26 protein-coding genes are annotated in these 24,005 nt (G+C 61.9%); 25 read left to right on the top strand and 1 reads right to left on the bottom strand.

Annotation, left to right across the window (positions count from 1 at the left end; all coding sequences use genetic code 11):
• Window positions 1-10 precede the first annotated feature (10 nt).
• The 18 genes from fliF (at window position 11) to BFQ04_RS03910 (ending at window position 15,651) form a co-directional block, all read left to right on the top strand.
• Window positions 11-1,786, top strand: coding sequence for a flagellar basal-body MS-ring/collar protein FliF (fliF, locus tag BFQ04_RS03995; protein WP_065949679.1), 1,776 nt, complete (start codon window positions 11-13; stop codon window positions 1,784-1,786).
• Window positions 1,779-2,795, top strand: a complete 1,017-nt coding sequence (gene fliG / locus BFQ04_RS03990; protein ID WP_057721344.1) for a flagellar motor switch protein FliG — start codon at window positions 1,779-1,781, stop codon at window positions 2,793-2,795. The genes fliF and fliG overlap by 8 nt, the downstream gene beginning before the upstream one ends.
• Before the next feature lie 10 nt (window positions 2,796-2,805).
• Complete coding sequence (fliH, locus tag BFQ04_RS03985; protein WP_065949678.1) at window positions 2,806-3,570, top strand: flagellar assembly protein FliH; 765 nt, start codon at window positions 2,806-2,808, stop codon at window positions 3,568-3,570.
• On the top strand, window positions 3,560-4,918 hold the full coding sequence (gene fliI, locus BFQ04_RS03980; protein ID WP_065949677.1) for a flagellar protein export ATPase FliI: 1,359 nt from the start codon (window positions 3,560-3,562) through the stop codon (window positions 4,916-4,918). The genes fliH and fliI overlap by 11 nt, the downstream gene beginning before the upstream one ends.
• Before the next feature lie 3 nt (window positions 4,919-4,921).
• The gene (fliJ, locus tag BFQ04_RS03975) at window positions 4,922-5,371 is read left to right on the top strand and encodes a flagellar export protein FliJ (RefSeq protein ID WP_065949676.1); all 450 of its coding nucleotides are present in this window, start codon (window positions 4,922-4,924) and stop codon (window positions 5,369-5,371) included.
• Between the two features lie 184 nt (window positions 5,372-5,555).
• Complete coding sequence (locus BFQ04_RS03970; RefSeq protein ID WP_065884552.1) at window positions 5,556-5,861, top strand: STAS domain-containing protein; 306 nt, start codon at window positions 5,556-5,558, stop codon at window positions 5,859-5,861.
• Window positions 5,858-7,576, top strand: a complete 1,719-nt coding sequence (locus BFQ04_RS03965) for an ATP-binding SpoIIE family protein phosphatase (protein WP_065949675.1) — start codon at window positions 5,858-5,860, stop codon at window positions 7,574-7,576. Before BFQ04_RS03970 ends, BFQ04_RS03965 begins: the two co-directional genes overlap by 4 nt.
• 30 nt (window positions 7,577-7,606) lie before the next feature.
• Window positions 7,607-7,951 (top strand): Hpt domain-containing protein, encoded by a 345-nt coding sequence (locus tag BFQ04_RS03960; RefSeq protein WP_065949674.1) that lies wholly within the window; start codon window positions 7,607-7,609, stop codon window positions 7,949-7,951.
• Window positions 7,952-8,034: 83 nt separating this feature from the next.
• Window positions 8,035-9,318, top strand: coding sequence for a flagellar hook-length control protein FliK (locus tag BFQ04_RS03955; RefSeq protein WP_065949673.1), 1,284 nt, complete (start codon window positions 8,035-8,037; stop codon window positions 9,316-9,318).
• Window positions 9,319-9,530: 212 nt separating this feature from the next.
• The gene (gene fliL, locus BFQ04_RS03950; RefSeq protein WP_065949672.1) at window positions 9,531-10,031 is read left to right on the top strand and encodes a flagellar basal body-associated protein FliL; all 501 of its coding nucleotides are present in this window, start codon (window positions 9,531-9,533) and stop codon (window positions 10,029-10,031) included.
• 9 nt (window positions 10,032-10,040) lie between these two features.
• Window positions 10,041-11,009: a flagellar motor switch protein FliM gene (gene fliM, locus BFQ04_RS03945; protein WP_010166091.1), complete on the top strand. Its 969-nt coding sequence runs from the start codon at window positions 10,041-10,043 to the stop codon at window positions 11,007-11,009.
• Window positions 11,010-11,043: 34 nt separating this feature from the next.
• Window positions 11,044-11,511, top strand: coding sequence for a flagellar motor switch protein FliN (fliN, locus tag BFQ04_RS03940; protein ID WP_065949671.1), 468 nt, complete (start codon window positions 11,044-11,046; stop codon window positions 11,509-11,511).
• Window position 11,512: 1 nt separating this feature from the next.
• Window positions 11,513-11,947 carry a flagellar biosynthetic protein FliO gene (gene fliO, locus BFQ04_RS03935; RefSeq protein WP_065949670.1) on the top strand — a complete coding sequence of 145 codons (435 nt, stop codon included), beginning with the start codon at window positions 11,513-11,515 and terminating at the stop codon, window positions 11,945-11,947.
• Window positions 11,947-12,690, top strand: coding sequence for a flagellar type III secretion system pore protein FliP (gene fliP, locus BFQ04_RS03930; protein ID WP_032895954.1), 744 nt, complete (start codon window positions 11,947-11,949; stop codon window positions 12,688-12,690). Before fliO ends, fliP begins: the two co-directional genes overlap by 1 nt.
• A 4-nt stretch (window positions 12,691-12,694) precedes the next feature.
• Window positions 12,695-12,964, top strand: a complete 270-nt coding sequence (fliQ, locus tag BFQ04_RS03925; protein WP_057721355.1) for a flagellar biosynthesis protein FliQ — start codon at window positions 12,695-12,697, stop codon at window positions 12,962-12,964.
• Window positions 12,965-12,968: 4 nt separating this feature from the next.
• Window positions 12,969-13,754: a flagellar biosynthetic protein FliR gene (fliR, locus tag BFQ04_RS03920; RefSeq protein WP_065949669.1), complete on the top strand. Its 786-nt coding sequence runs from the start codon at window positions 12,969-12,971 to the stop codon at window positions 13,752-13,754.
• Window positions 13,755-13,757: 3 nt separating this feature from the next.
• Window positions 13,758-14,894, top strand: coding sequence for a flagellar biosynthesis protein FlhB (flhB, locus tag BFQ04_RS03915; RefSeq protein WP_065949668.1), 1,137 nt, complete (start codon window positions 13,758-13,760; stop codon window positions 14,892-14,894).
• Window positions 14,895-15,429: 535 nt separating this feature from the next.
• Window positions 15,430-15,651 carry a cold-shock protein gene (locus BFQ04_RS03910; RefSeq protein WP_241669087.1) on the top strand — a complete coding sequence of 74 codons (222 nt, stop codon included), beginning with the start codon at window positions 15,430-15,432 and terminating at the stop codon, window positions 15,649-15,651.
• Between the two features lie 142 nt (window positions 15,652-15,793).
• On the opposite strand, the gene BFQ04_RS03905 is transcribed toward BFQ04_RS03910, so the two are convergent.
• Window positions 15,794-16,048, bottom strand: coding sequence for a DUF6124 family protein (locus tag BFQ04_RS03905; protein ID WP_065949666.1), 255 nt, complete (start codon window positions 16,046-16,048; stop codon window positions 15,794-15,796).
• Between the two features lie 581 nt (window positions 16,049-16,629).
• On the opposite strand from BFQ04_RS03905, the gene flhA reads away from it, so the two are divergent.
• The 7 genes from flhA to BFQ04_RS03870 form a co-directional block, all read left to right on the top strand.
• On the top strand, window positions 16,630-18,744 hold the full coding sequence (gene flhA, locus BFQ04_RS03900; RefSeq protein ID WP_065949665.1) for a flagellar biosynthesis protein FlhA: 2,115 nt from the start codon (window positions 16,630-16,632) through the stop codon (window positions 18,742-18,744).
• A 12-nt stretch (window positions 18,745-18,756) separates the two neighbouring features.
• Window positions 18,757-20,073, top strand: a complete 1,317-nt coding sequence (gene flhF / locus BFQ04_RS03895; protein ID WP_065949664.1) for a flagellar biosynthesis protein FlhF — start codon at window positions 18,757-18,759, stop codon at window positions 20,071-20,073.
• Between the two features lie 105 nt (window positions 20,074-20,178).
• Entirely contained in the window at window positions 20,179-21,012 is an 834-nt protein-coding gene (fleN, locus tag BFQ04_RS03890) for a flagellar synthesis regulator FleN (RefSeq protein WP_003192912.1), read from the top strand.
• Window positions 21,009-21,749, top strand: a complete 741-nt coding sequence (gene fliA / locus BFQ04_RS03885; protein ID WP_065884564.1) for an RNA polymerase sigma factor FliA — start codon at window positions 21,009-21,011, stop codon at window positions 21,747-21,749. The genes fleN and fliA overlap by 4 nt, the downstream gene beginning before the upstream one ends.
• A 167-nt stretch (window positions 21,750-21,916) precedes the next feature.
• Complete coding sequence (locus tag BFQ04_RS03880; protein ID WP_015885173.1) at window positions 21,917-22,291, top strand: chemotaxis response regulator CheY; 375 nt, start codon at window positions 21,917-21,919, stop codon at window positions 22,289-22,291.
• Between the two features lie 18 nt (window positions 22,292-22,309).
• Window positions 22,310-23,098: a protein phosphatase CheZ gene (locus tag BFQ04_RS03875; RefSeq protein WP_065949663.1), complete on the top strand. Its 789-nt coding sequence runs from the start codon at window positions 22,310-22,312 to the stop codon at window positions 23,096-23,098.
• 11 nt (window positions 23,099-23,109) lie between these two features.
• Window positions 23,110-24,005, top strand: an 896-nt coding sequence (locus BFQ04_RS03870; protein ID WP_175413245.1) for an Hpt domain-containing protein, incomplete at its 3' end; no start/stop codon positions are given.

Raw genomic sequence — 24,005 nt, 5'->3', positions numbered from 1 at the left:
GATTTAACTCATGGCAGAAGCAATCGACAACGTACCCGCCAAGATAGACGGCAAACCACCGCTGTTTGGCCTGTCGTTCCTGGAAAATCTCTCCGAAATGACCATGTTGCGTCAGGTGGGCCTGATGGTCGGCCTGGCTGCCAGCGTGGCGATTGGTTTTGCCGTGGTGTTGTGGTCGCAGCAACCTGATTACCGGCCACTGTACGGCAGCCTGGCGGGCATGGATTCCAAGCAGATCATGGAAACCCTCGCCGCCGCCGACATCGCCTACACCGTGGAGCCCAACTCCGGCGCCTTGCTGGTCAAGGCCGACGATGTGGCGCGTGCACGGATGAAACTGGCAGCCGCCGGCGTGACGCCGTCCGACAGCAATATCGGCTTTGAAATCCTCGACAAGGACCAGGGCCTGGGCACCAGCCAGTTCATGGAAGCCACCCGCTACCGTCGGGGCCTGGAAGGCGAACTGGCGCGCACCATCTCCAGCCTGAACAACGTCAAGGGTGCCCGTGTGCACCTGGCGATTCCGAAAAGCTCGGTGTTCGTGCGTGACGAACGCAAGCCCAGCGCCTCGGTACTGGTCGAGCTGTTTTCCGGCCGTTCCCTGGAGCCTGGCCAGGTGCTGGCGATCGTCAACCTGGTGGCCACCAGTGTTCCCGAACTGAGCAAGTCGCAGATCACCGTCGTCGACCAAAAGGGCAACCTGCTCTCCGACATGGCCGAAAACTCCGCGCTGAGCCAGGCCGGCAAGCAGTTCGATTACAGCCGCCGCATGGAAAGCATGCTCACCCAGCGCGTGCACAACATCCTGCAACCGGTGCTGGGCAACGACCGTTACAAGGCTGAAGTGTCCGCCGACGTGGATTTCAGCGCCGTAGAGTCGACGTCCGAGCAGTTCAATCCGGACCAGCCCGCCCTGCGCAGCGAGCAGTCGACCAGCGAACAACGCACTGCCAGCAATGGTCCGCAAGGCGTGCCGGGGGCCCTGAGCAACCAGCCGCCGGCCCCGGCGTCCGCACCGCAAACCACCGGTGGCGCCGCTGCCACTGCTGGCGCGATTGCGGCCGGCCAACCGCTGCTGGACGCCAACGGTCAGCAGATCATGGACCCGGCCACCGGCCAGCCGATGCTCGCGCCTTACCCGGCGGACAAGCGTAACCAGTCCACCAAGAACTTCGAGCTCGACCGTTCCATCAGCCACACCAAACAGCAGCAGGGCAAGATCAATCGCCTGTCGGTGTCGGTGGTGGTCGATGACCAGGTCAAGGTCAACGCCGCCGACGGTGCCGTTACCCGCGCGCCGTGGAGCGCCGACGAATTGGCGCGCTTTACCCGCCTGGTGCAGGACGCCGTCGGTTTCGACGCCAGCCGTGGCGACAGCGTCAGCGTGATCAACATGCCGTTCTCCGCCGAGCGCGGCGAAGTGATCGCCGACCCGGCGTTCTACACCCAGCCGTGGTTCTGGGACATCGTCAAGCAAGTGCTGGGGGTGTTGTTCATCCTGGTGCTGGTGTTCGGCGTGCTGCGCCCGGTGCTCAACAACATCACCGGTGGGGGCAAGAAACAATTGGCGCCTTTTGCTGGCGGCGACGTCGAATTGGGCGGCATGGGCGGCCTGGACGGCGAGTTGGCCAACGACCGCGTCAGCCTGGGCGGCCCGCAAAGCATCCTGTTGCCAAGCCCGAGCGAAGGCTATGACGCTCAGTTGAACGCAATCAAGAGTCTGGTGGCAGAAGACCCGGGCCGTGTGGCCCAGGTCGTGAAAGAGTGGATTAACGCTGATGAATGATCGAGTCGCTGTGGCCAAGCTTTCCCGGGTCGACAAAGCCGCCGTGTTGCTGCTGTCGCTGGGCGAAACCGATGCTGCCCAAGTGCTGCGCCACATGGGCCCCAAAGAGGTCCAGCGCGTGGGCGTAGCCATGGCGCAGATGCGCAATGTGCACCGCGAGCAAGTCGAGCAGGTGATGAGCGAGTTCGTCGAGATCGTCGGCGACCAGACCAGCCTGGGCGTCGGCTCCGACAGCTACATCCGTAAAATGCTCACCTCGGCCCTGGGCGAAGACAAGGCCAACGGCCTGATCGACCGCATCCTGCTGGGCGGCAACACCAGCGGTCTGGACAGCCTCAAATGGATGGAGCCGCGCGCCGTCGCCGACGTGATCCGCTACGAGCACCCGCAGATCCAGGCCATCGTCGTCGCCTATCTGGACCCGGACCAGGCCGGTGAAGTGCTTGGCCACTTCGACCATAAAGTGCGCCTGGACATCATCCTGCGCGTGTCGTCGCTGAACACCGTGCAGCCGGCGGCGCTGAAAGAACTCAACACGATTCTCGAGAAACAGTTCTCTGGCAACTCGAATGCCTCGCGCACCACCCTGGGTGGTATCAAGCGGGCGGCCGACATCATGAACTTCCTCGACAGCTCGGTCGAAGGCCAGTTGATGGACTCGATTCGCGAGATCGACGACACCCTGTCCGGCCAGATCGAAGACCTGATGTTCGTGTTCAACAACCTGGCCGATGTCGACGACCGTGGCATCCAGGCGTTGCTGCGCGAAGTGTCGTCCGACGTACTGGTGCTGGCGCTCAAGGGCTCGGACGAGGGCGTCAAGGAAAAGATCTTCAAGAACATGTCCAAGCGTGCCTCCGAACTGTTGCGCGACGACCTCGAAGCCAAGGGCCCGGTACGCGTCAGCGACGTGGAAACCGCGCAGAAAGAAATCCTCACCATTGCCCGCCGTATGGCCGAAGCCGGAGAAATCGTTCTCGGCGGGAAGGGCGGCGAAGAAATGATCTAAGGCGCCCCACATGTCGAACAAAGATGAGACGCCCAGCGATCTGATTCGCGCGCGGGATGTCGGCGGGTTCGACATCTGGTCGTTGCCCAGCTTCGACCCCCACGTGCCGGAGCCAGAGCCTGAGCCGGTGGCGGAACCGCCGGCGCAGATGGAAGAAGTGCCGCTGGAAGAAGTCCAGCCACTGACCCTTGAAGAATTGGAAACCATCCGTCAGGAGGCTTACAACGAAGGCTTCGCGGCGGGTGAGAAAGATGGTTTTCGCAGCACCACCCTCAAGGTCCGTCAGGAGGCCGAAGAGGCCCTCAGCGTCAAGCTGGGCAGCCTGGAGCGCTTGATGGGCAGCCTGTTCGACCCCATCGCCGAACAGGACTCGCAGCTGGAAAAATCCATGGTCGGCCTGGTGCAACACATCACGCGCCAGGTGATTCAGCGCGAACTGGCGCTGGATTCCAGCCAGATCGAAAGTGTGATGCGCGAAGCCCTCAAGCTGCTGCCCTTGGGCGTGGGCAATGTGCGGCTGTACATCAATCCGCAGGATTTCGAGCAGGTCAAAGCCTTGCGCGAGCGTCATGAAGAAACCTGGCGCATCGTCGAGGATGCCGCGCTGCAGCCCGGCGGCTGCCGCGTCGAGACCGAGCACAGCCGCATCGATGCCACGGTGGAAACCCGCATCAGCCAGATCATGGCCAAGCTGCTCGACCAGGCGCACGAACAGGCGCTGCACCCGGCCGAGCCTGACCTGAGCGTTGACCTGGACGCCACCGATGCGCCTTGATCGCACCAGCTTCGCCAAGCGCCTGGGCACCTACGCCGAGGCCACTCAATTGCCCGGCCAGCCGATCCTCGAAGGGCGCCTGTTGCGCATGGTCGGCCTGACGCTTGAGGCCGAGGGCTTGCGCGCCGCCATGGGCAGCCGCTGCATGGTGATCAACGACGACAGCTACCACCCGGTGCAGGTCGAAGCCGAAGTGATGGGCTTTTCCGGCAACAAGATTTTCCTGATGCCAGTAGGCAGCCTCGCCGGTATTGCCCCGGGCGCCCGTGTGGTGCCCCTGGCCGACACCGGGCGCTTGCCGATGGGCATGAGCATGCTTGGCCGTGTACTCGATGGCGCCGGGCGCGCGCTGGATGGCAAGGGCGGGATGAAGGCCGAGGACTGGGTGCCGATGGACGGCCCCACCATCAACCCGCTCAACCGCAACCCCATCAGCGTGCCGCTGGACGTGGGCATTCGCAGCATCAACGGTTTATTGACGGTCGGTCGCGGCCAGCGCCTGGGCCTGTTCGCCGGTACCGGTGTGGGTAAGTCAGTGTTGCTGGGCATGATGACGCGCTTTACCGAGGCCGACATCATCGTGGTCGGGTTGATCGGCGAGCGCGGCCGTGAGGTCAAGGAATTCATCGAGCACAGCCTGGGTGAAGAAGGCCTCAAGCGCTCGGTGGTGGTTGCCTCCCCGGCGGATGACGCACCGCTGATGCGCCTGCGCGCCGCCATGTACTGCACGCGCATCGCCGAATATTTTCGCGACAAGGGCAAGAATGTCCTGTTGCTGATGGACTCGCTCACGCGTTTCGCCCAGGCCCAGCGTGAGATCGCCCTGGCCATCGGCGAGCCACCGGCGACCAAGGGTTATCCGCCGTCGGTGTTCGCCAAACTGCCCAAGCTGGTGGAGCGTGCCGGTAACGCCGAGGCTGGCGGGGGCTCGATCACCGCGTTCTACACGGTGTTGTCCGAAGGTGATGACCAGCAGGACCCGATTGCCGACTCGGCGCGGGGCGTGCTCGATGGGCACATCGTGTTGTCACGACGCCTGGCGGAAGAAGGGCACTACCCGGCCATCGATATCGAAGCGTCCATCAGCCGGGTGATGCCGGCGGTGGTCACGCCGGAGCACATGGCCCGCGCGCAGTACTTCAAGCAGCTGTGGTCGCGTTATCAGCAGAGTCGCGACCTGATCAGCGTCGGCGCCTACGTGGCCGGTGGCGATCGCGAGACCGACCTGGCCATTGCCCTGCAACCGCAACTGGTGACCTACCTGCGCCAGGGCCTCAACGACAAGATCAGCATGGGCGAAAGCGAAGCGCATCTGCAGTCCATCTTCGCCCCCGCGCCGGGCGGCTAACCCATGGCCAACAGCCGCGCCGCGCGCCTGGCCCCGGTGGTGGAAATGGCCGAAAAGGCCGAAAAAGCCGCCGTGCAGCGCCTGGGGTATTTCCAGGGCCAGGTGCGCCTGGCGGAGAGCAAGCTGGGCGACCTGGAGCGCTTTCGCCTTGAGTACCAACAGCAGTGGATAGAGCGCGGCAGCAAGGGCGTGTCGGGCCAGTGGCTGATGGGGTACCAGGGCTTTCTCAATCAGCTGGAAACCGCCGTCGGCCAACAGCGCCAGAGCCTGGCCTGGCATCAGAACAACCTCGACAAGGCCCGTGAAAGCTGGCAACAGGCGTTTGCCCGCGTCGAAGGGTTGCGCAAGCTGGTGCAGCGCTATATCGATGAAGCACGAGCCATCGAAGACAAGCGCGAGCAGAAACTGCTGGATGAACTGTCCCAGCGCCTTCCCCGCCAGGAACAGTTCTAACTAGCGAAGCATTACAAATGTGGGAGGGGGCTTGCCCCCGATAGCAGAGTGTCAGTCAAGAAATCCTTGGCTGACACACCGCAATCGGGGGCAAGCCCCCTCCCACATTTGATTTGCTGTGTTGCTCAGATCGGGTTCGCCTGCTACACCTTGTTGCACAGACCCATGACAAGGAAGCAGTCACATGTCAATCGAGTCAGAAGTATCCCTGGACGGGAAGAAGTTGACGATCGCAATCAAGGGCCGGTTCGATTTCGGCAGCCACCAGGCATTTCGCGATGCCTACGAGCGTTACTACAAGGTGCCCGAGTTGTATGTGGTCGATCTTAAAGAAACCACCTACATGGACAGCTCAGCCCTGGGCATGCTCCTGCTGCTCAGGGACCATGCCGGTGGCGATGAGTCTCAAGTGCACGTCAGCAACAGCAGTCACGACGTGCGCAAAATCCTCGCCATTTCCAATTTCGACAAGCTGTTCGATATATCGTGAGAGTCCTGGCCCCCTTATCCGAGCCGCTGACCATCCTGATTGCCGAAGACAGTGCCGCCGACTTGCTGTTGTTGTCGACCATCGTGCGGCGTCAGGGCCACCATGTGCTCACCGCGACCAATGGCGAGCAAGCCGTTGAAGTGTTTGCACGCGAGCGCCCGCAGCTGGTGCTGATGGACGCGATCATGCCGGTGATGGATGGCTTTCTCGCCGCGCGCTGGATCAAGCAATTGGCGGGCGAGCAGTTGGTCCCCATCATCTTCCTGACTTCGCTGCGCGAAAGCGCTGCACTGGCCGAGTGCCTTGACGCCGGCGGCGACGATTTCCTGCCCAAGCCCTATAACCAGTTGATTCTGGCCGCCAAGATCAATGCCATGGACCGCCTGCGGCGGTTACAAGCCACGGTGCTGCAGCAGCGTGACCAGATCGCCCGGCACAACGACTACTTGCTACATGAGCAGCGCGCCGCCAAGGCCGTGTTCGACAAGGTCGCGCATTCGGGGTGCATCAACGCGGCGCCGAATATCCGCTACCTGCAATCGCCCTATGCACTGTTCAACGGCGACCTGTTGCTGGCGGCCTATACGCCGTCCGGCGACATGCACGTGCTGCTTGGCGATTTCACCGGCCACGGCCTGCCGGCGGCCATCGGTGCCATGCCCCTGGCCGAAGTGTTCTACGGCATGACCGCCAAGGGCTATGGGCTGACGCAAACCCTGCGCGAGATGAACGCCAAGCTCAAGCGCATCCTGCCGGTGGACATGTTCTGCTGCGCCACACTGTTGTGCCTGAGCACCGAGCGGCGCGTGGTGGAGGTGTGGAACGGCGGCATGCCCGAAGGCTATGTGCATGAGGTCGCCACCGGCAAGCGCACGGCGTTGATGTCGCGGCATCTGCCGTTGGGCGTGCTGCCGGCCCAGGCATTCGATGACAGCACCGAAGTCTGGCCCATGGCTCTGGGCGATCGGGTGTTCCTGCTCTCCGATGGGGTGCTGGACACTGCCGACGCCAATGACCAGTTGTTCGGCGCCGAGCGTTTGCAGCAGGTGTTTGCCGCCAACCGCGAGCCCGACCGCTTGTTCGAGGATATCGAGCAGGCGCTGGCGGCCTTTCGCGGTGAGGCACGGGACGACGTCAGCATGGTTGAAATCACGTTGCTGCCCGGCCAACCGGTCCGTGTGGCCGAGCCGATGTATTCCGACAGTGGCCAGTCGTGCCCGCTGAATTGGTCGGTGAGTTTCGAATTTCGCGCGCAGACCCTCAGGCGCTACAACCCATTGCCGTATCTGCTGCAATTGCTGCTGGAGGTCCACGGCCTGCGTGAGCAGAGCGGCGCGCTCTACACGGTGATGGCCGAGTTGTATGCCAATGCCCTCGAACATGGCGTACTGGGGCTGGATTCACAGCTCAAGCGCGATGCCGATGGGTTTGCGCAGTACTACCGCCTGCGCAATGAGCGGCTGGCGCACTTGAACAGCGGCCATATCCGGGTGCATGTGCAGGTGTCCCCGACTGCGCAGGGCGGCAAAATGACGCTACGTGTCGAGGACAGCGGACCTGGCTTCGATGTTGACGAGGTGCTGGCGCGGCCGCAGGATGCTGACCGTCTGTCCGGCCGCGGCTTGAACCTGGTGCGTCAACTGAGCGGCGACGTACGCTGGTCCGATGGCGGGCGCTGCGTCTGCGTGGAGTTTTGCTGGAAGGCTCTGGCATAATCCGTCAATTCTTGATCAAGGAGCGAGCAAGTGGTCGATATACATCTGGACCCGGACGTGTTGTCGGGTTTGAAGGAGGTGATGGAGGGCGAATACCCGAAATTGCTGGATACCTTCCTTCATGATTCTCAGGAGCGTGTCACCGCGTTGCGCAAGGCGCGTGACGATGCCAAGGCGCTGGGGCACATAGCGCATAGCTTCAAGGGTAGCAGTGGCAACCTGGGCGCGGTGCGGTTGGCGCAGTTGTGCCAGCGATTGGAGGCTGAGTCCGCTGAGCCCGCATCGGATCTCGGTGCGTTGGTTGATCAGATTGACCGTGAGTTCGCGCTGGTCAAGCCGATGTACGAATCGGAGCGCCAGCGTTTCACTTTATAAGTCGTCGCTGCCAACCTGGCCCGACTCTTGCTCTATCTCCCGATACTGCATCCCCGACCCCCATGCAGTGGAGACCTTTAACTATGCCAGTCGCCCCCAATTCGCTCCTTCAGGCTGCCCCCGCGGCCAAGCCTCAAGCGCCTGCCGCCACCCTTGCGGTGGCGGCTGCGGACCCACGGGACAAGGGCCCTGGCTTCGCTCAAGTGTTCGCCAACCAGGGCGCCAAACCGACGCTGAAAACCGACAGCGCCCCGGGCAAATCGTCGCCGGCAACAGCCGACAACCCGTCTGCCGCCAGTACGCCTGCGGTTGCCGATAGCGGCAATTCCTTGCCTGCCAAGCCGTCGGATACCGACAAAGCGGCCGAGGACACACCCGCCGATCCGTCCCTGGCGCAACAGCCCGCGTCCGATACACCGGTGGATCCGGCCTTGATCGCCACGGTCACACCCGTCGCCGTCCCGGTGCCAACCCCGGCCTCTGCGGTGGCTGTGGAGGATGACACGCCCCAACCGGTGGCGGCCGCCGTCACCGTGATCGATGAGGCCAGCCAGCCGGCCTTCGACCCCGAAGCCGACCCCCTGGACGCCATGCCTGCCGTGCGCCTGGCGATGGAGCAGGGCGGTCATGTGTCGGCCGGCAGCCAGGCGCCGCAGAAAGCGGCGCCTGGCACGGCCCTGGATCAGCCGACCGCCGCGCAGAATTTTGCGGCGGGCCTGGCCACGATGGTCGATCAACAAGCCACCAAGGACAGCACCGACACCGGCGGCGACAAAGCCTTTGGCGCGCTGATCGATGACGGCCTCAAGGACCTCAAGGATGCCGGCAGCGACACCCGCGTGGATGACTTCGCCAACCGCCTGGCCGCGCTGACCCAGGCCGCCACGCCAAAAACCGCCAATGCCTTGCCGCCAGTGGTCAACGCCCCGCTGGCCATGCACCAGAGCGGCTGGACCGAAGAAGTGGTCAACCGCGTGATGTACCTCTCCAGCGCCAGCCTCAAGTCGGCCGAAATCCAATTGCAGCCGGCCGAACTGGGCCGCCTGGATATCAAGGTCAACATGACGCCCGACCAGCAGGCCCAAGTCAGTTTCATGAGCGGCCATGCCGTGGTGCGTGAAGCGCTGGAAAGCCAGTCCGGGCGCTTGCGCGAGATGTTCGCCCAGCAGGGCATGGGGCAGGTGGATGTAAATGTGTCCGACCAGTCCCGGGGGCAGGAGCAGCAGCAACAGCAGAGCCAGGCGCGGGGTGTGGGCGCCAGCGTCGGACGCGGTGGCGACAGCGCCGGCCAAGTGGATGTGGCTGAGGCTGTGGCGCCGGTGACTCAGACCGTGATCGGCTCCAGCGCCGTCGACTACTACGCCTGACCTGAATCAGATAGAGATCCAAAATGTGGGAGGGGGCTTGCCACCGATTGCGCTGTATCAGCGACAGATTTGTTGACTGACACACTGCTGTCGGGGGCAAGCCTCCTCCCACATTGGTTTGTGTTGCTGGCTTTCTCAGACAACTCTGGCATAACACTTGCTCTTGCCTATCCGTAGATCTATGAATCCCCGAATAGTGACGGATTATTGGCATGGCGAAGAGCGACGACGCAGCAACTCCCCCCGCAGGCAAAGGCAAGCTCAAGCTGATCCTGCTGATTGTGCTGGGCCTGCTCCTGGCCATTGGCGCCTCGATTGGCGGCACCTGGTACATCATGCACAGCAACGCAAGCAAACCGGCTCCCGCCGCCGACACCGCCACTAACGTCAAGCAACCGGCAATCTTCGAACCGATGCTGCCGGCCTTTGTCGCCAACTACAACCAGAACGGTCGCCAACGCTACTTGCAGGTGAGCATCACCTTGCTGGCGCGCAACCAGGCGGACCTGGACGCGCTCAAAGTGCACATGCCGGTGATCCGCAACAACCTGGTGATGCTGTTCTCGGGCCAGAGCTTCGACAGCCTGGCCACGCCGGTGGGCCAGGAGATGCTGCGCCAGAAGGTCACTGCCAGCGTGCAGGAAGTGGCCCAGAAAGAGCTCGGCAAAGTCGTAGTCGAGCAGGCGCTCTTCACTAACTTCGTATTGCAGTAGGATCACGACATGGCCGTGCAAGACCTGCTGTCCCAGGATGAAATCGACGCGCTGTTGCATGGCGTGGACGATGGTCTGGTACAGACCGAAATGGCTGCCGAGCCCGGCAGTGTCAAAAGTTATGACCTGACCAGCCAGGATCGCATCGTCCGTGGACGCATGCCGACCCTGGAAATGATCAACGAACGTTTCGCCCGCTACACCCGCATCAGCATGTTCAACATGCTGCGCCGCTCCGCGGACGTGGCGGTGGGCGGCGTGCAGGTGATGAAGTTCGGTGAATACGTCCACTCGCTGTACGTGCCCACCAGCCTCAACCTGGTCAAGATCAAGCCGTTGCGCGGCACCGCGCTGTTCATCCTTGACGCCAAGCTGGTGTTCAAACTGGTGGACAACTTCTTCGGCGGCGACGGCCGTCACGCCAAGATCGAAGGCCGTGAATTCACCCCCACTGAGCTGCGCGTGGTGCGCATGGTGCTGGAGCAGGCCTTCATCGACTTGAAGGAAGCCTGGCAGGCGATCATGGAAGTCAATTTCGAGTACATCAACTCGGAAGTGAACCCGGCCATGGCCAACATCGTCGGGCCGAGCGAAGCCATTGTGGTGTCCACGTTCCACATCGAACTCGATGGCGGCGGCGGCGACCTGCACGTGACCATGCCGTACTCGATGATCGAGCCGGTGCGCGAAATGCTCGACGCCGGTTTCCAGTCGGATCTCGACGACCAGGACGAACGCTGGGTCAAGGCCCTGCGCGAAGACCTGCTGGACGTCGACGTGCCCCTGAGCGCCACCGTGGCCCGTCGCCAGCTGCGCCTGCGCGACATTCTGCACATGCAGCCGGGGGACGTGATCCCCGTCGAATTGCCGGAAGAACTGATCATGCGCGCCAACGGCGTGCCGTCGTTCAAGGTCAAGCTCGGCTCTCACAAAGGCAACCTGGCGTTGCAAGTGATCGAACCGATCAACCGCCGCTGATCAACATTCATTTTTGCTACGCCGAGGACATGTAATGGCTACCGAACACGAAAACACTTCCGCCGAAGACCAGGCCCTGGCTGACGAGTGGGCTGCGGCCCTGGAAGAAACCGGCGATGTCGGCCAGGACGACATCGACGCGCTGCTGGCCGCCGACGCCGCGTCTGCACCGGCCGGCAAGCGCCTGGCGATGGAAGAATTCGGCAGCGTGCCGAAAAACAATGAGCCGGTGAGCCTCGACGGCCCCAACCTGGATGTGATCCTGGACATTCCGGTGTCGATTTCCATGGAAGTGGGCAGCACCGAAATCAATATCCGCAACCTGCTGCAGCTCAACCAGGGCTCGGTGATCGAGCTGGACCGTCTGGCCGGCGAGCCGTTGGACGTGCTGGTCAACGGCACGCTGATCGCCCATGGCGAAGTGGTGGTGGTCAACGAAAAGTTCGGCATCCGCCTGACCGACGTGATCAGCCCGAGCGAACGCATCAAGAAGTTGCGCTGAAATGAAGTACTCGATGGCGGGACTGTGGCTGGCGCTGCCATTGAGCGCGCTGGCGGCCGAGCCGGTCGCGCAAGCGGCGGCGGCACCGGCGGTCGGCAGCGTCGGCGGGCAGTTGACGCAGTTGCTGCTCGGCCTGTTGCTGGTGATCGGCTTGATCTTCGTGCTGGCCTGGCTGATGCGCCGCGTGCAGCGCATCGGCCCGGGCAATGCCCAGGTGATCGAGCTGGTCGGCTCGCGTGCCCTCGGCCCGCGGGATCGGCTGGTGCTGGTGCAGGTGGGCGAGGAGCAGATCCTGCTCGGCATCACCCCTGGCCGCATCACCCCGTTGCACGTACTCAAGACCCCGGTGGACGCGGCCAGCACCGAGACCGCCACGCCAGAATTCGCCCAGCGCCTGATGGAATTGCTGGGCAAGGATCAGAAGGATAAGAAGTAATGCGCGTGTTCCTGACGCTCATGCTGTTGCTGGCCGCGCCGATGGCACTGGGCGCCGACCCGTTGTCGATCCCGGCGATTACCCTGGGCACCAATGCGGCCGGCGCGCAGGAATACTCGGTCAGCCTGCAGATCCTGCTGATCATGACCGCGCTGAGTTTTATCCCGGCGTTCGTCATGCTGATGACCAGCTTTACGCGGATCATCATCGTGTTCTCGATCCTGCGCCAGGCCCTGGGCCTGCAGCAGACGCCGTCGAACCAGATCCTCACCGGCATGGCGCTGTTTTTGACGCTGTTCATCATGGCGCCGGTATTTGACAAGGTGAACCAGCAAGCCCTGCAGCCTTACCTTGCGGAAAAGCTCACGGCCCAGGACGCGATCGACAAGGCCCAGGGCCCGATCAAGGACTTCATGCTGTCGCAGACCCGCTCCAGCGACCTTGAGTTGTTCATGCGCCTGTCCAAGCGTACCGACATTGCCACCCCGGACCAGGCGCCGCTGACGATTCTGGTGCCGGCCTTCGTCACCTCGGAATTGAAGACCGCGTTCCAGATCGGCTTTATGATCTTCATCCCGTTCCTGATCATCGACCTGGTGGTGGCGAGCGTGCTGATGGCAATGGGTATGATGATGCTGTCGCCACTGATCATCTCGCTGCCGTTCAAGATCATGCTGTTTGTGCTGGTGGACGGCTGGGCGCTGATTATCGGCACGCTGGCCGGCAGTTTCGGGGGGGTATAGGGCTATGACCCCTGAAGTTGCCGTCGACCTGTTCCGTGAAGCGCTGTGGCTGACCACGCTGATGGTCGCCGTGCTGGTGGTGCCGAGCCTGCTGGTCGGCCTGCTGGTGGCGATGTTCCAGGCCGCCACCCAGATCAACGAACAGACCCTGAGCTTCCTGCCACGCCTGCTGGTGATGCTGATCACCCTGATCGTCGCCGGCCCGTGGCTGGTGCAAACCTTCATGGAATACATCCTGCAGCTGTACGGCAGTATTCCGCAGTTGATCGGCTGAGCCGATGCAGTCCTTGTTGGCCTTGACCGACACCCAGATCAGTACCTGGGTGGCCTCGTTCATCCTGCCGCTGTTTCGCGTCACGGCCATGTTGATGGCCATGCCGGTGTTCGGCACCACCCTCGTACCACGGCGTGTGCGCCTGTATTTCGCGGTGGCCATTACGGTAGTGATCGTGCCTGGCCTGCCGCCGATGCCGCCGGTCAGCGCGCTCGACCTCAGTGCGCTGCTGCTGATTGCCGAACAGGTCCTGATCGGCGCCATGCTGGGCTTTTCCCTGAGCCTGTTCTTCCAGGCGTTTGTGGTGGCCGGGCAAATCATCTCGATCCAGATGGGCATGGGCTTCGCGTCCATGGTCGACCCCACCAACGGCGTGTCGGCGGCGGTGATCGGGCAATTTTTGACCATGTTGGTAACCTTGCTGTTCCTGGCCATGAACGGCCATCTGGTGGCGTTCGAGGTGCTGACCGAAAGCTTTACCACTTTGCCAGTGGGCTCGGGGCTGGTGGTCAACCATTTCTGGGAGCTGGTGGGGCGCCTCGGCTGGGTGCTGGGCGCGTCCTTGCTGCTGGTGCTGCCGGCGATCACCGCGCTGCTGGTGGTCAACATCGCGTTTGGCGTGATGACCCGCGCGGCGCCGCAGCTGAACATTTTCTCGATTGGCTTTCCCTTGACCCTGGTGATGGGCATGGGGATTTTCTGGATCGGCCTGGCTGACATTCTCAATCAGTATCAACCGCTGGCGACCGAAGCCCTGCAGTTCTTACGTGACCTGGCACGGGCGCGCTGAGCCATGGCCGAGAGCGAGAGTGGTCAGGACAAGACAGAAGACCCCACGGAGAAACGTAAAAAGGACTCCAGGGAAAAGGGCGAGATCGCGCGCTCCAAAGAGCTCAATACCGTTGCGACCATGATGGCCGGCGCCGGTGCCTTGCTGATCTACGGCGGTGGCTTGGCGCTGGACTTGCTGGAGCTGATGAAGCACAACTTCAGTCTGCCCCGGGAGGTGTTGCTCAACCCCGATTCCATGGGCCAGTACCTGCTGCATTCAGGCAAGATCGCGCTGCTGGCGGTGCAGCCGATTCTCATCACCTTGCTGCTGGCCGCGTTGATCGGCCCGGTCGCCCTCGGCGGCTGGCTGTTCGCCGCCGGCAGCATGGCGCCCAAGTTCAGCCGTATGAACCCGGGCGCCGGGCTCAAACGCATGTTTTCCACCAAGGCCCTGGTGGAGCTGCTCAAGGCCCTGGCCAAATTCATCCTGATCCTGTTCGTGGCGTTGGCGGTGTTGTCGTCCGACATCGACGACCTGCTGCGCATCGCCCATGAGCCGCTGGAGTCGGCGATCATTCACAGCCTGCAAGTGGTGGGGTGGAGCGCGTTGTGGATGTCCGCCGGGTTGATCATCATCGCGGCAGTGGACGCGCCGATCCAGTTGTGGGAAAGCCACAAGAAACTGCTGATGACCAAGCAGGAAGTGCGCGACGAACACAAGGACCAGGAAGGGCGCCCGGAGGTCAAGCAACGCATCCGCCAATTGCAGCGGGAAATGTCCCAGCGCAAGATGATGGCCTCGGTGCCCGACGCCGACGTGATCATCACCAACCCGACCCACTATGCCGTGGCTCTCAAGTACGACCCGGAGAAGGGCGGCGCGCCGATGCTGCTGGCCAAGGGCAGCGACTTTACTGCGTTGAAGATCCGTGAGATCGCCGTGGCCAACGACATTCTGCTGCTGGAATCCCCGGCGCTGGCACGCTCGATCTTCTACTCCACGGATCTGGACCAGGAAATCCCCGCCGGGTTGTACCTGGCGGTGGCGCAGGTGCTGGCTTACGTCTACCAGATCCGCCAATACCGGGCGGGCAAGGGCAAGCGGCCTGATCCGCTCAAGGACCTGCCGATTCCGCCAGACCTGCGCCGCGATTCCTGAACGCTGCTGCTCACTGTAGGAGCGAGCTTGCTCGCGAAAAACTCACGGTCGCCGCGTTCATCCTGACGCCCCGCGTTATCGTTACCCACCTTCGCGAGCCAGCTCGCTCCTACAGGAGGGTGCCCATTACCTGTCAACTTTGACAGTAGCCATTACGCCGCCTTCACTGTTTGATACAGCGATGAGCCACGCAGCCATGCGCGGCTCGGGAGGCGATGATGAGCAGGGGCACGGTCAGGTGGTGCGATGCGGTCAAGGGCATTGGCTTCAAGGCTCTGGATCGCGATGGCAATGAGGTTGGCGTTCAGTCGACAAGCGTTAAGAGCGCTGACGTCCCCCTAGCCCCTCCCAAGCTGCGAAAACCCCACACGCAAAAAAAAGCACCGGATGCATGATTCGCCAGCTCTAGCACCTAACGGCGACCCCCGTCTACCTGTCAACTTTGACAGTAGCCACAGGGCGCTTCCCGTTGTTTATTACATACCTGGCACTTCGCGCATGTAGTAAACCAGATGCAGGGAGAGCGGTATTGAAGGTGGCGACGGGTACTGTCAAATCCTATGAGTTGACCCGCGGCGAGTGGTTGATTGCGTTGGACGACGGGGAAGAAAACATCTTCATCGATTGGAGCGATTGGCATTGGACTGCACTGTCGATTGGTGAGCAGATAACGTTTCAGATGATCCATAAACCCAACGGCGTCTATGCACTCCCCATCAGTGCGAGTAATGACACCGAGGCGGGACCCGATGGGTAAAGGAGAGCGGCAATGGCAACGGGCACGGTGAGGTCCGCAGGCTGAGAATGTGCGTACGGTTGACTCAACCGAATAGCCGTTTATTTCAAGGCAGAACACAGCTCAAATGTAGGAGGGGGCTTGCTCCCACAGTTGGACCGCGTTATGCGCTGCTTGCGGTATCCGTCATTCCGGTGTCGGCGTGCACACGGTCAGCCAGTAACTGCGCCAGTTCGATCAACTGTGCAACGCCAAGCAGTTCTTCTCGTTTCGAGCCTTCCAGGTCAAAGGCCAGGTCGCAGCTCAGCGCATTGGCCGAGGCGAGGGTTTCGCTGAGGTTAACCAGCAGGTCTTCGCTGCTGATGCCGTCGGCGATGGTAAACAGCCGGATGGGGGGATTTGGGGCGGGTTTGATCACTGTGAATATCCTCGGTAAAGGTGGAGCTGCCACTGATCGCCGCGATGCGATGGAGGGTGGCAGCTGTGCGCAGGTTCGCGGACCGGTTACCAAGGAACCCGGCATACCCGAAGGTATCCCGCGCACAGCCACCATAAGGGCCGCACAGTAAACGACAAAAAATCGCTGACTGAAAGCGGACAATGGTGCTTTTGCGCATTGGTAAATCGGACCGCGACGCCCGTCCGCTGCGTTTGCAGCGGTGTACGGAGACTAGAGCGGTTTTCCTAGGGGCAACCCCAAATCCTTGTCGGAAATTTCCTGGGCATTACCTGGCTGCACACAAAACCAAATGTGGGAGGGGGCTTGCCTCCGATCGCTGTGTGTCAGTCAACAAATCCATAGCTGATACCCCGCTATCGGGGGCAAGCCCCCTCCCACATTTGAATGGATTCAGGCCCGATGGCCTCGGGCGCTTGGCAGGTTGTCAGAGCCCGAAAGCAAAGTTGGAAGGCTTCTTGCAATACCGCCTTCAGGACGCCTCCCAGCGTCAAAACTTTGCTTCAAGGACACGAGGAATACCGGTGGTAGATCGCTCTCAAATGCTCAGCACGGCCCGTGGCACCCTGACTGACCTGTCGCGGGGCAATCTGGGTGTGCCGTTGTTGTTGCTGGTGATGCTGGCAATGATGATGTTGCCGATGCCGCCGTTCCTGCTCGATGTGTTTTTCACCTTCAACATTGCTTTGTCGGTGGTGGTGCTGCTGGTCTGTGTGTACGCCCTGCGGCCACTGGATTTTGCGGTGTTCCCCACCATCCTGCTGGTGGCGACCCTGCTGCGCCTGGCGCTGAACGTGGCGTCCACCCGCGTGGTGATGCTCCATGGCCAGGACGGTCACGCCGCCGCCGGTAAGGTGATCCAGGCCTTCGGTGAGGTGGTGATCGGCGGTAACTACGTGGTCGGTATCGTGGTGTTCGCGATCCTGATGATTATCAACTTCGTGGTGGTGACCAAGGGTGCCGGGCGGATTTCCGAGGTGAGCGCGCGGTTTACCCTGGATGCGATGCCCGGCAAGCAGATGGCCATCGACGCCGACCTCAATGCCGGCCTGATTGATCAGAACCAGGCCAAGTCACGCCGGGCCGAAGTCGCCCAGGAGGCCGAGTTCTACGGTTCCATGGACGGCGCCAGCAAATTCGTGCGCGGTGATGCCATCGCCGGCCTGTTGATCCTGTTCATCAACCTGATCGGCGGCATCGCCGTGGGGATCTTCCAGCACGGCATGACGTTCGGCGACGCAGGCAAGGTGTACGCCTTGCTGACCATCGGTGACGGTTTAGTGGCGCAATTGCCATCACTGTTGTTATCTACAGCGGCAGCGATCATGGTGACCCGTGCTTCGGGCTCCGAAGACATGGGCAAGCAGATCAGCCGCCAGATGTTCGCATCCCCCAAGGCGTTGGCCGTGGCCGCCGGCATCATGGCCGTCATGGGCATCGTGCCGGGCATGCCTCACGTTTCGTTCCTGAGCATGGCGGCCATGGCCGGCGGCGCGGCCTATCTGTTCTGGAAAAAGCAGAATGCAGTCAAGGTCCAGGCCCAGCAGGAAATCGCACGCCAGCAGGAATTGCTGCCATCCCCGGCCCGCGCCCAGGAAACCAAGGAGTTGGGCTGGGACGACGTGACCCCGATCGACATGATCGGCCTGGAAGTGGGTTACCGCCTGATTCCGCTGGTGGACCGCAACCAGGGCGGCCAGTTGCTGGCGCGGATCAAGGGTGTGCGCAAGAAGTTGTCCCAGGACCTGGGCTTTCTGATGCCCACCGTGCATATCCGCGACAACCTCGACCTGGCCCCCAGCGCTTACCGCCTGACCTTGATGGGCGTGATCCTGGCCGAAGCCGAGATCTACCCGGACCGCGAACTCGCGATCAACCCCGGCCAGGTGTTCGGTACGCTCAACGGCATTACCGCCAAAGATCCGGCTTTCGGCCTGGAGGCGGTGTGGATCGAAGTCAGCCAGCGCAGCCAGGCGCAATCGCTGGGTTACACCGTGGTCGACGCCAGCACCGTGGTCGCCACTCACCTCAATCAGATTCTCTACAAGCACTCCCACGAGCTGATCGGCCACGAGGAAGTCCAGCAATTGATGGGTTTGCTGGCCAAGGCCTCGCCGAAACTGGCCGAAGAGCTGGTGCCGGGCGTGCTGTCGCTGTCGCAGTTGCTCAAGGTGCTGCAGGCCTTGCTCGCCGAACAAGTGCCGGTACGGGACATTCGCAGCATTGCCGAGGCCATCGCCAACAACGCCGCCAAGAGTCAAGATACTGCCGCGCTGGTGGCGGCGGTGCGCGTCGGTTTGTCCCGCGCAATCGTGCAAAGCATTGTAGGCGTTGAGTCTGAGCTGCCTGTTATCACCTTGGAGCCAAGGTTGGAACAGATATTGCTCAATAGTATTCAGAAGGCAGGGCAAGGCCAGGAAGAAGGTGTGTTGCTGGAGCCAAGCATGGCTGAAAAGCTGCAGCGTTCGTTGATCGAAGCCGCGCAGCGCCAGGAGATGCAGGGCCAGCCGGTGATTTTGCTGGTGGCCGGTCCGGTCCGCGCGATGTTGTCGCGCTTTGGACGCCTGGCAGTACCGAATTTGCACGTGTTGGCTTACCAGGAAATTCCTGACAATAAGCAAGTGACTATCGTCGCGACAGTAGGGCCCAACGGCTGAGGGTAGTGGGTTATGCAAGTTAAGCGTTTTTTCGCCGCCGATATGCGTCAGGCCATGAAGTTGGTCCGCGATGAGCTGGGCGCCGATGCCGCGATTATCGGTAACCGTCGTATTGCCGGCGGTGTCGAGCTGACGGCTGCCCTGGATTACACCCCCCAGGCCCTGGCGCCGCGCGTGCCGAACATGGAGCTTGAAGACGAGCTGCGCAAGACCGCTTCGCGCATCGTCTCGGCCCAGGCCGAACTGAGCATGCGCGGCGACAGCGACGCTACCACCAATCGCCAGTTGTTCGCCGGCCTGCCGCTGACCGCTTCCGAGCCGCTGGTGGAACCTACGTTTGTCGAACCGCCGCGTCCCGCCGCGCCAGCCCCGGCCGCCGCGGTCGATCAGCGTGCGTTCGATTCGATGCGCTTTGAACTCAACGGCCTGCGCGAGCTGCTCGAAGTGCAACTCGGCTCTTTGGCCTGGACGCAACTGCAAGGCAGCAAGCCGCAACAGGCCAACCTGTGGCGTCGCCTGCAACGCATCGGCCTGTCCGGCCCGTTGTCCCGTGACCTGCTGGCGCTGACCTCCGAAGTCGAAGAGCCGCGCCAGGCCTGGCGCATGCTGCTGGCGCACCTGGCACGCATGATTGCCACCCCGGAAATCGAACCCCTGGAAGAGGGCGGTGTGATCGCCATGGTCGGCCCCGCCGGCATGGGCAAGACCACCACCCTGGCCAAGCTGGCAGCGCGCTACGTGCTCAAGTACGGCGCGCAAAACATCGCGCTGGTGAGCATGGACAGTTACCGCATCGGCGCCCAGGAACAGCTCAAGACCCTGGGCCGCATCCTCAATGTGCCGGTGACCCATGTCGACCCGGGCCAGTCCCTGGCCAACGCCCTCGACCCGCTGCTGCGCAAGCGCGTGGTGTTGATCGATACCGCCGGCCTGCAAGCCAGCGACCCGGCCCTGCGCATGCAGCTCGAAAGCCTGGCCGGGCGTGGCATCAAGTCAAAAAATTACCTGGTGCTTGCAACCACCAGCCAGAAACAGGTTCTTACCGCTGCCTACCACAGCTATAAACGCTGCGGGCTGGCCGGTTGTATCCTGACCAAACTGGATGAAACTGCCAGCCTGGGCGAAGTGTTGAGCCTGGCAATCAGTCATGAACTACCGGTCGCCTACCTGACCGACGGGCCGCGGATCCCGGATGATTTGCATCTGCCGCGCCGTCATCAGTTGGTCAGCCGTGCTGTCAGCGTGCAAATGCAAGACGAGCCTAGCGAGGAAGCGATGGCCGATATGTTCGCCGACCTTTATCACAACCCGGCAAAACGGGTGGGATGAGGCAGGATGAACACCGTGAAATGTACCTACATCGATGGCCTGCAAGCGATACACGCGGCCAAGCCATGTAGCCTGCGTCTAAGCAAGACAAGGTAAAGAAATAAAATGGGCAGCATGCATCCCGTACAGGTGATCGCGGTGACCGGCGGCAAAGGTGGCGTCGGCAAAACTAACGTGTCAGTGAATTTGTCCCTGGCCCTGGCAGAGCTTGGCCGTCGCGTCATGCTGCTGGATGCTGACCTGGGCCTGGCCAACGTGGACGTTCTGTTGGGGCTGACCCCCAAACACACGCTGGCCGATGTGATCGAAGGCCGCTGTGAGCTGCGCGATGTGCTGCTGCAGGGGCCCGGTGGGATCCGCATCGTGCCGGCCGCCTCCGGCACCCAGAGCATGGTGCACCTGAGCCCGGCGCAGCACGCCGGCCTGATCCAGGCCTTCAGCGATATCGGCGACAACCTCGACGTGCTGGTGATCGACACCGCCGCCGGGATCGGCGAGTCGGTGGTCAGCTTTGTACGCGCAGCGCAAGAAGTCCTGCTGGTGGTGTGCGACGAACCCACCTCGATCACCGATGCCTACGCCCTGATCAAACTGCTTAACCGTGACTACGGCATGAACCGCTTCCGCGTGCTGGCCAACATGGCCCAGAGCCCGCAGGAAGGGCGCAACCTGTTCGCCAAGTTGACCAAGGTCACGGATCGTTTCCTCGATGTGGCGTTACAATACGTCGGCGCAGTTCCCTATGACGAGTGTGTGCGCAAGGCCGTGCAAAAGCAGCGTGCGGTCTACGAAGCGTTCCCTCGTTCGAAGTGCGCACTGGCGTTCAAGGCCATTGCCCAGAAGGTCGATACCTGGCCGCTGCCTGCCAACCCTCGGGGGCATCTGGAGTTTTTCGTCGAGCGACTGGTGCATCAGACGAGCGCGGGACCTGTGCTATGACATCAAGCGGCTACAACCTTTACAAAAAGTCGGCACGTGACAGCCAGGGCGAATTGATCGAGCGCTATGCGCCCCTGGTCAAGCGCATTGCCTATCACCTGTTGGCGCGCCTGCCCGCCAGCGTGCAGGTGGAAGACCTGATCCAGGCCGGCATGATCGGCCTGCTCGAAGTGTCGACCAAATATGACGCGAGCAAGGGCGCGAGTTTCGAGACGTATGCGGGTATCCGTATCCGTGGCGCGATGCTCGATGAGGTGCGTAAAGGCGACTGGGCGCCGCGTTCGGTACACCGCAATACGCGCATGGTCAGTGACGCAATTCGTGCAATTGAAGCAAAAACCGGTCGTGACGCTAAAGATCATGAAGTTGCGGCCGAACTCCAATTGAGTCTCGACGATTATTACGGGATTTTGAACGATACCTTGGGCAGCCGCCTGTTCAGTTTCGACGACCTGTTGCAGGACGGCGAACACGAAGGGCTGCACGAGGACGGCGCGAGTGCGCATATGGAACCGTCACGCGATCTGGAAGATGAGCGTTTCCAGGGCGCGTTGGCGGACGCCATTGCCAATTTGCCGGAGCGTGAGCGCCTGGTGCTGGCGCTGTACTACGACGAAGAGCTGAACCTCAAGGAAATCGGTGAGGTCCTGGGGGTCAGCGAATCGCGTGTCAGCCAGTTGCATAGCCAGTGCGCGGCCCGCTTGCGGGGACGGTTGGGAGAGTGGCGCGCGCGCTGACAGGCAGTGTGGGGACACTGCAGATGCTACCGCGAAGGCTTCGGCCTTCGCGGGATCGCTCCGTGGTGCCCTGGGCAGTCCTTTTTGTGTAACGCCTGTTGATTGAAGTGGCGCGTCCAGGTGCTGGGCGCGTTTAAGACTGCTTGGAGGTCGAATTGGACAAGAACATGAAAATCCTCATCGTTGATGACTTCTCAACGATGCGGCGGATCATAAAAAACCTGTTGCGTGACCTTGGGTTCACTAACACGGTCGAGGCGGATGACGGCATTACGGCGATTCCGATCCTCAACAGCGGCAGCATCGACTTTCTGGTAACCGACTGGAACATGCCGGGCATGACCGGTATCGATTTGCTGCGCCATGTGCGCGCCGATGAAAAACTGCGCAGCCTGCCGGTGTTGATGGTGACCGCCGAAGCCAAGCGTGAACAGATCATCGAAGCCGCCCAAGCCGGGGTCAACGGTTACGTGGTCAAGCCATTCACAGCATTGGCCTTGAAAGAGAAGATCGAAAAAATCTTCGAACGCATCCACGGCTAATGCCATCGCGGGGGAGCTATGGAGCATAAAGAAACGTCACAGGGCGACTTTGAGTCGACCCTGAAAAAGCATGCTCACCAGTTGGTCGACAGCCTGGAAAAAGGCCAGTTCGCCGACGCGGTGCAGTTGATCCATGAGCTTAACCAGACCCGTGACCGCGGCCTGTACCAGGAAGTGGGCAAGCTCACACGCGAGCTGCACAGTGCGATCGTCAATTTCCAGATTGACCCGCGCATGCCCCAGGCCGAAGAGATTTCGCAGATCACCGATGCCACTGAACGCCTGTCCTATGTGGTCAGGCTGACCGAGGCGGCGGCCAACCGCACCATGGACCTGGTGGAAAACGCCACGCCCCTGGTCAACGGCATGGCCAGCGAAGCCCACGCCCTGAGCGTGGACTGGGGCCGTTTCATGCGCCGCGAAGTAGGGGCTGAAGAGTTCCGTGAGCTGGCGCGTCGGGTTGACGGTTTTCTGTCGCGCAGCGAACAGGAAAATCGCACGGTGGCCAGCAACCTCAACGATATTCTGCTGGCCCAGGATTACCAGGACCTCACAGGCCAGGTGATCAAGCGGGTGACCCAACTGGTCACCGAAGTGGAAAGCAACCTGCTCAAACTGGTGCTCATGGCCGGCCAGGTCGACCGTTTTGCCGGCATCGAACATGACCGTGAAGCGATCCTCTCGGAAAAAGATCCACAAAAACATCTCGCCAAGGGTGAAGGTCCGCAGATTCATGCCGATAAACGTGAAGACGTCGTATCCGGTCAAGATGACGTAGACGATTTGCTGTCCAGTTTAGGCTTCTAAGGAGCACCCACATGAGCTTCGGCGCCGATGAAGAAATCCTTCAGGATTTCCTTGTAGAGGCCGGCGAAATTTTAGAGCAACTGTCCGAACAACTGGTCGAGCTGGAAAGCCGCCCGGATGATGCGAACCTGCTCAATGCAATTTTTCGCGGTTTTCACACTGTAAAAGGGGGCGCCGGCTTCCTCCAGCTCCATGAGCTGGTGGAGTGCTGTCACATCGCCGAGAACGTGTTCGACATCCTGCGTAAGGGTGAGCGTCAGGTTGACTCGGAATTGATGGACGTGATTCTCGAAGCACTGGATGCGGTCAACGGCATGTTCAGCGAAGTGCGCGAACGTGCGCCGATCACGGCCGCCACCCCGGAACTGCTGGCCGCCCTGGCGCGCCTGGCCGAACCGGCTGCCGAAGCACCTGCGGTGCAAGCCGAGCCTGAACCGGTGGCGCAAGCCGAGCCGGACGTGACCGACAGCGAGTTCGAGCAACTGCTCGACTCGCTCAATGCGGTCAAGGCTCAAGCTGAAGCGCCGGTTGCGGCTGCGCCGGTCGCCACGCCGACCAGCGAAGACATTACCGACGCCGAATTCGAATCCCTGCTCGACCAGTTGCATGGCAAAGGCCAGTTCGCAGCCGACGCCGTGGCCCCGGCTCCGTCGGATGCCGCGCCCGCTACGCCGGCAGCGCCGGCAGCCAATGCCAGCACCGATATTACCGACGACGAGTTCGAGGCACTGCTCGACCAACTGCATGGCAAAGGCACGTTTGTCGCCGAAGCCTTGCCGCAAGTCGCGGCCACCGCCGCCGCCCCAGCCACCCCAGCCGCCAAGGCTGAACCGGCCGGCGACGGGCTGATCTCCGACCACGAATTCGAAGCGTTACTCGACGAGTTGCACGGCAAGGGCAAATTCAC

This window comes from Pseudomonas sp. 37 R 15, assembly GCF_900004865.1.
In the GTDB taxonomy this organism is placed as follows: domain Bacteria; phylum Pseudomonadota; class Gammaproteobacteria; order Pseudomonadales; family Pseudomonadaceae; genus Aquipseudomonas; species Aquipseudomonas fluorescens_AM.
This window is presented reverse-complemented; position numbering and strand designations above follow the sequence as displayed.